The organism is uncultured Sphingorhabdus sp., assembly GCF_937872355.1.
GTDB lineage: Bacteria > Pseudomonadota > Alphaproteobacteria > Sphingomonadales > Sphingomonadaceae > Sphingorhabdus_B.
Map to the genome: position 1 here is coordinate 1 of NZ_CALMSV010000179.1, position 6,450 is coordinate 6,450.

5 protein-coding genes and 2 riboswitches are annotated in these 6,450 nt (G+C 60.0%); of the genes, 2 read left to right on the forward strand and 3 right to left on the reverse strand.

Features of this window, described 5'->3' with window-relative positions; genetic code table 11:
- Positions 1–148: 148 nt before the first annotated feature.
- Complete coding sequence (locus Q0239_RS12095) at positions 149–526, reverse strand: hypothetical protein (RefSeq protein WP_298603201.1); 378 nt, start codon at positions 524–526, stop codon at positions 149–151.
- An 88-nt stretch (positions 527–614) separates the two neighbouring features.
- A complete protein-coding gene (locus Q0239_RS12100) occupies positions 615–1,190 on the reverse strand; it encodes a hypothetical protein (RefSeq protein WP_298603204.1) in 576 nt (191 codons plus the stop codon).
- Positions 1,191–1,280: 90 nt separating this feature from the next.
- Here Q0239_RS12100 and Q0239_RS12105 point away from each other — a divergent pair, with 90 nt between their 5' ends.
- Positions 1,281–3,092 (forward strand): DUF3604 domain-containing protein, encoded by a 1,812-nt coding sequence (locus tag Q0239_RS12105; RefSeq protein ID WP_298603206.1) that lies wholly within the window; start codon positions 1,281–1,283, stop codon positions 3,090–3,092.
- A gap of 34 nt (positions 3,093–3,126) precedes the next feature.
- Positions 3,127–3,232: riboswitch (TPP riboswitch) on the forward strand.
- 2 nt (positions 3,233–3,234) lie between these two features.
- Here the strand turns inward: Q0239_RS12105 and Q0239_RS12110 are convergent.
- On the reverse strand, positions 3,235–4,158 hold the full coding sequence (locus Q0239_RS12110; RefSeq protein ID WP_298603209.1) for an alpha/beta hydrolase-fold protein: 924 nt from the start codon (positions 4,156–4,158) through the stop codon (positions 3,235–3,237).
- Positions 4,159–4,291: 133 nt separating this feature from the next.
- Positions 4,292–4,400, forward strand: a riboswitch (TPP riboswitch).
- A 36-nt stretch (positions 4,401–4,436) separates the two neighbouring features.
- Between Q0239_RS12110 and thiC the strand changes: the two genes are divergently transcribed.
- Positions 4,437–6,242 (forward strand): phosphomethylpyrimidine synthase ThiC, encoded by a 1,806-nt coding sequence (gene thiC, locus Q0239_RS12115; RefSeq protein ID WP_298603212.1) that lies wholly within the window; start codon positions 4,437–4,439, stop codon positions 6,240–6,242.
- Positions 6,243–6,450 lie beyond the last annotated feature (208 nt).

Consider the following 6,450-nt stretch of genomic DNA (forward strand, 5'->3'; position numbering starts at 1 on the left):
ATGGCCGCGCGCTCGACCTTGGCCCCGGGTACAACGCGAAGTGCCAGTTCGCCCTTGGCGTCGGCCAGCGCGCGGATTTCGTCTGCAGTCGGGTTTGCCATGCGGCCGCCTTAAGCTGACGACGGCATGGGATGCAAGCCGAGGCTGTTTAGCGCGATCCGTCAGCGGCGATTGCCTTTTCCTCGGCTTCCTTGATTTCCTTCGCGATCATCCCGCGTTGCTGACCGGCCTTCAAAGCGTTGTTGCGGAATTTATAGGTGCCTGTCAGCATCGATTTATCCATCACCGACATCCGCTTTGGCAACGCGGCAGTATCGGAGGTGGCGCCGAACAAGGTAAGAATAGAGTCCGGAGAAGCGACGCTTTCCGCCTCTTGGCTGAGATCGAGCAACAGGTGCATCGCTGCCATATCGGCGAGCTGGCGCAGCGATTTGCCCTCGGTCTTGGCGATATCCATCACCGCAAAAGAGAGCGGAATATCCTGTCGCGTATTCTCGCTCGTCCGTGTTGCCTGGGCGTTGCGCACAACATAGGCATCAGACGCTTCGCCGTTGAAGCTGTCGGTCTTTTTCAGTTCTACCCCGCGACTGGAACGGATATCGGTTACGCGCCAGCTATAGACGGGGCGATAGGCCGCGGAGAGGGCAGTGCGTTGGTTCCTCGGTCATATGGCCGAAAAATTCGGGTAGGGCCTTGCCCATTTCGGAGACCAGCCGCTGCGGCTCATCGATGAAGATGATCATCGCGTTGGGTTTACAGCCTTCCTTTTGCAATTTCAGCCCGCCGGTGGTCGCATTTTTACGCACCATATCTTCCAGCATCTTGCTCCAGTCGGCGGGGAAGCCGACCCCCTTGGGGCACAGCCTTTGTTCGAAGCGGCCGATCTGTTTCGACGAAGCGGATTCGTTGAGCATATCCTTGAGCATGTAGCGCAGTTCTTCGGTCCGCCCTTTGACGACGATGTCGGAATTCTTCTCCGGCTCGGCCTGCGCCATGGCGGGGGATGTGGCGATGGCGGCGGTGCAGGCAAGCATCAGGGCGGCAATTCGGGCAGGGCGGAAACGCTTTTTCAACTCCTCTTCAGCGGGTTGCCACCCATCTAGGCGGATTGGCGAGCAAGGGTAGCGTCCTACTATCGAGCGGGGTGAATGCCCGACAAAATGGCCGCCGCGTCGACGAACGATATTCATTTTGCCTGCAAACAGCATTTGCGAGAGGATGTTGATTGCGGCTTGCAACCCTCCTCCTACTATGTTTTCCTGATCGCAGGGGAGAACAACATGCGCCAGCTTTCACACAAGATCCTGTTCGCGACGACCATATTGGCGACCGCAGTAGCCCCGACCGCATCCCGGGCGGACGAACCGGCGCGGCGGCAGGCGCTGTTCGGCGATGTCCATGTGCACACTCAAAACTCGTTCGACGCCTATATTTTCGGCGTCCGCCGCACGCCTGACGATGCCTATCGCTATGCGCTGGGTGAAAAGATCCGGCATGCCAATGGTTATGATGTGCAGCTAAAAGGCGGTGCGCTCGATTTTTATGCGGTTACCGACCATGCCGAATATCTGGGCGTTGTGCCTGCGATGAACGATCCGAACAGCCCTTTGTCGCTGGTGTCGTGGGCAAAGGATATGTTCTCGATCATCCCGGAAAAAATTACCGCAGCATTCAGCAAGATTGGTGCCTCGATGCACACGGGCAAGCCGTTGCCTGAGATTTACAACAAGGACGTGATGCGCTCGACATGGACGGAAATCCTCGCGTCAACTGACCGCTATTACAAGCCCGGCAGCTTCACGACCTTTGCCGGTTTTGAATATACCTCCGCACCCGAACACCAGAATTTGCACCGTATCGTGCTGTTCAAGGGATCGAACCGTCCCAGCTTGCCTTTCAGCGCCATCGACTCGCAAAATCCCGAGGATCTATGGGCTTGGCAGGAAGGGCTGCGCGGGCTGGGCATCGACAGTATCGCAATCCCGCATAACTCGAATGTCTCGAACGGCATGATGTTCCAGCTTACCAACTTCAAGGGTGAGCCGATCGACAGCAAATATGCCGAGACGCGGATGAAAAACGAACCGATCGTAGAGATGAGCCAGGTCAAGGGCACATCGGACACGCACCCGTCGCTTTCGCCCAATGACGAATTTGGTGATTTCGAAATCTACAACACCTTGCTGGGCACAGAGATTAAGGGCAAGGCCGACGGCAGTTATATCCGGCAGGCGTTGCAGCGTGGGTTGTTGATCGAGGCGAAGACCGGAAAAAATCCGTTTAAATTCGGGATGATCGGGTCGTCAGACACGCATAATGCCGGGGCACCGGTCGATGAGGATCATTATTTTGGCAAGACCGGGCGGCCCGACGGTCTGCCTGATGTGCGGCGTGCCTATGTCGTTCCGGGCGAGGAGAATCTGAAAGGAGCTGGGGCAACACCCTTTTACCAGTGGAGCGCAGCGGGCCTTGCCGGTGTATGGGCAGAGCGCAACAACCGCGAAGATATTTTCGCTGCGATGCGCCGGAAGGAAACCTTCGCAACCAGCGGCACCCGCGTCATGGTTCGCTTGTTTGCCGGCCACGACTATCCGGCCGATATATTCGGGCGCAAGGATTTCGCCGATCTGGCCTATGCCAAGGGTGTGCCCATGGGCAGCGATCTGGCCTCCGGCGGGCAGGCGCCTATGTTTCTCGCGCAGGCCTTGAAAGACCCGAACAGCGCTGGCTTGCAACGTATCCAAATCATCCGCGGCTGGGTCGAGGATGGCGAGTTGAAGGAAGCGATTTACGACATCGCCTGTGCCAAGGGCGTTCCCGATGCCAAAACCCATCGCTGCGGCGCGCAACCGGCAAGCGTCAACACACGCAATTGTGCAATTCCCAAAGACGGCGCGGCACAGTTCAACGTCGCCTGGCGCGACCCCGATTATGCCCCCGGACGCCGCGCCTTTTACTATCTCCGCGTGCTCGAAAGCCCAACCTGCCGCTGGTCGACATGGGAGGCCAACCGCATGGGCAAACCAGTCCGCCCCGGCTTGCCGCTCACCATCCAGGAACGCGCATGGAGTTCACCGATCTGGGTGGGTTAAAGGCTGGACCTGGCCCACGGTCGCGCCAATTATCCACCCATGCCAGGGGAGTCATGTGACTGAGAGGGATGGGTAACGCCATCCGGCCCGCTGAACCTGATCCGGCTAGCACCGGCGGAGGGAGGGAGCGGCTCAATCAGAATCATGGTTCGCAGGCTGGATTTGCCTCGTGCATCCATCGCATCGCGTTACGAAAGGCGCGTGGCAAACCTGACAGGTGGCTTTCACCGCCAAGCTCATCGACGTACAGACACCAGGGCCGACCGTTTTTCGCTTTTGCCAATGTTATCCATTTGAGTGCGGGTTCACGAAAGCGCGGGTCGTCATTCTCGGTCGAAACGACATATAAGAGAGTTTTGCGTTTTTCGGGTGCCGAAGGCGCCCGTTCCAGCGCGTCAACAAAATGCTGCAGATTGCGGTGCAATGCCGGGTTAACTGAAATGAGTCCTTCGAACAATTCTGGTTTTTCCAGAGCCGCGTGTAATATAAATTGCCCGCCAAGCGACATGCCGACCAGCACGCGACGATTGGCATCAACCGGGTAATCGCGTTCGACCTTCGGAAATAGCTCGTTCTCGATCATCGAAAGGAATTTTTCTGCTCCACCATAGGCAGCATTTTCGGCCGAAGGTGCAGTGAAGTCCGTAACCCGCATATTGCCATTTCCGGGGTCGTCGGTGCCATAAGATATGCCGACTATGATCGCTTCGGGCATTTCCTCGGCAAAGGTCAGATAATGGGAATAGGCGGCAATTATGGGAAAAGTCTCACCGCCATCGAGCAGGTATATGACAGGCAATTTCTGATCTGTCCGTGTCGTATTTTGGGGTGTCTTGACGTAGATGTGGAACGGGCGGCGCAGGCTGGGAGAATGATGCACAAAATAGTCGGTGGACTTCAATCCGTGGAGCGCCTCCAACGCGCCCGCCTTGTCTGTGACGGGAACACGCTCTCGCGCATACGCAGGATTTGGCGAGCCCAATGCGATACCCATCAACGCCGACAGCATGATCCAGAAAAGCTGGGTCGGCGGACCAAGCCGCGCCAAATACCGGTCTTGCTCCATAGCTGCTTTACTCCCCAGTTACGCATATAGTGCCAGAGCCGCTGCGAACGGTCGATGCCGCTCGTCGAAGCCGCTGTCACTCTGATAGAATTGCGCAGCAATGCTGGACTATTTTCCGGAGCCTTCTATAGTCCCCCCATCCCCGGGGAGCCTGCTGTGGCTGAGAGGGATGGGTAAGCTCCATCCGACCCGTTGAACCTGAACCTGTTAGCACAGGCGGAGGGAGGGAAGGCTGCATCGCATGGCCATTTCCCCACCGCCCATCGAGGAGATTATCCATGGGCGACGCCCCCGCACGCACAGAAAACCCAGCCGTCACCACCGGCCCCATTCGCGGATCGAAGAAGATCCATGTCGGCCCCTATAAGGTCGCGATGCGCGAGATTTATCTGGAACCGTCGAGCGGCGAACCGCCGGTGCGCGTCTATGACACCTCTGGCCCCTATACCGACCCCAATGCGAACATCGACATATCGCAAGGCCTGCCCGAATTGCGCCGCGACTGGATATTGGCTCGCGGCGATGTCGAGGAAGTGACCCAGCGTGAGGTGCGCCCCGAGGATAATGGCCAGCTTGGCCCCGATCGTTCGGGCGGCGTCGCGCCTTTCCCCAATGTCCGGCAGAAAGTGCTGCGCGCGAAACCCGGCATGAATGTTAGCCAGATGCACTATGCCCGCCGCGGCATCATCACCCCCGAGATGGAATATGTCGCCGAGCGCGAAAATCTGGGCCGTGCCCGGCTCGCCGAATATATCCGCGACGGCGAAAGCTTTGGCGCGGCGATCCCCGATTATGTCACCCCCGAATTTGTGCGTGAGGAAGTGGCGCGGGGCAGGGCGATCATCCCCAGCAACATCAACCACCCCGAGAGCGAACCGATGGCGATCGGGCGCAATTTCCTCGTCAAGATCAACGCGAATATCGGCAACAGCGCGGTGGCCAGCGACGTCGCGAGCGAAGTCGACAAGATGGTGTGGAGCATCCGCTGGGGCGCGGATACGGTGATGGACCTTTCCACCGGCCGCAACATCCACGACACGCGCGAATGGATCATCCGCAACTCGCCCGTGCCAATCGGCACCGTGCCGATCTATCAGGCGCTGGAAAAGGTCGGCGGCGTTGCCGAAGACCTGAGCTGGGAAATCTTCCGCGATACCCTGATCGAGCAAGCCGAACAGGGCGTCGATTATTTCACCATCCATGCGGGCGTGCGCCTGCCCTATGTGCCGCTGGCGGCGAAGCGCGTGACCGGCATCGTGTCGCGCGGCGGTTCCATCATGGCGAAATGGTGCCTCGCGCATCACAAGGAATCGTTCCTCTACGAACGCTTTGACGAGATTACCGAGATCATGAAGGCCTATGACGTTGCCTATTCGCTGGGCGACGGCCTACGCCCCGGCAGCATCGCCGACGCCAATGACGAGGCGCAATTTGCCGAGCTCTACACGCTGGGCGAACTCACCAAGCGCGCCTGGGAACAGGATGTGCAGGTGATGATCGAAGGCCCCGGCCATGTGCCGATGCACAAGATCAAGGAAAATATGGACAAGCAGCTGGAGGCATGCGGCGAAGCGCCCTTCTACACGCTTGGGCCGCTCACCACCGACATCGCGCCGGGATATGACCATATCACCAGCGGTATTGGTGCGGCGATGATCGGCTGGTACGGCACGGCGATGCTCTGCTACGTCACGCCCAAGGAACACCTGGGCCTGCCGAACAAGGACGACGTGAAGGCCGGCGTGATCGCCTACAAGATCGCTGCTCACGCCGCCGACCTCGCCAAGGGCCACCCGCGCGCCCGCGTGTGGGACGACGCGCTGAGCAAGGCGCGCTTCGAGTTCCGCTGGGAGGATCAGTTCAACCTGGCGATGGACCCGGTGACGGCGCGCGCCTACCACGACGCCACGCTGCCGGCGCAGGGCGCCAAGGTGGCGCACTTCTGTTCGATGTGCGGCCCGAAGTTCTGCAGCATGGAGATCACGCAGCAGATCCGCCGCGAGGCGGCCCAGGGCATGGCCGACAAGAGCGAGGAGTTCCGCAAGCTCGGCGAGATCTACGTGGAGTCGGCGACCAGGCGCTGAGGGCACGGTGCGGTGCCGTGATCCACGGCATCGCGCCATCACGTCTCACGTCTGCGGCTGGGTGCGCTTCGCCTTGCCAAGCCACGAGCGGCCCGCCGGGCACCCACGCGGGTCGGCGCGAGGAGCCCCCCGGGGCGGGGGGGGGCCCCCCCCCCCCCCCCCCCGCCGCCCCCCGCCCCCCCCCCCCGCCCCCCCCCCGCCCCCCCAC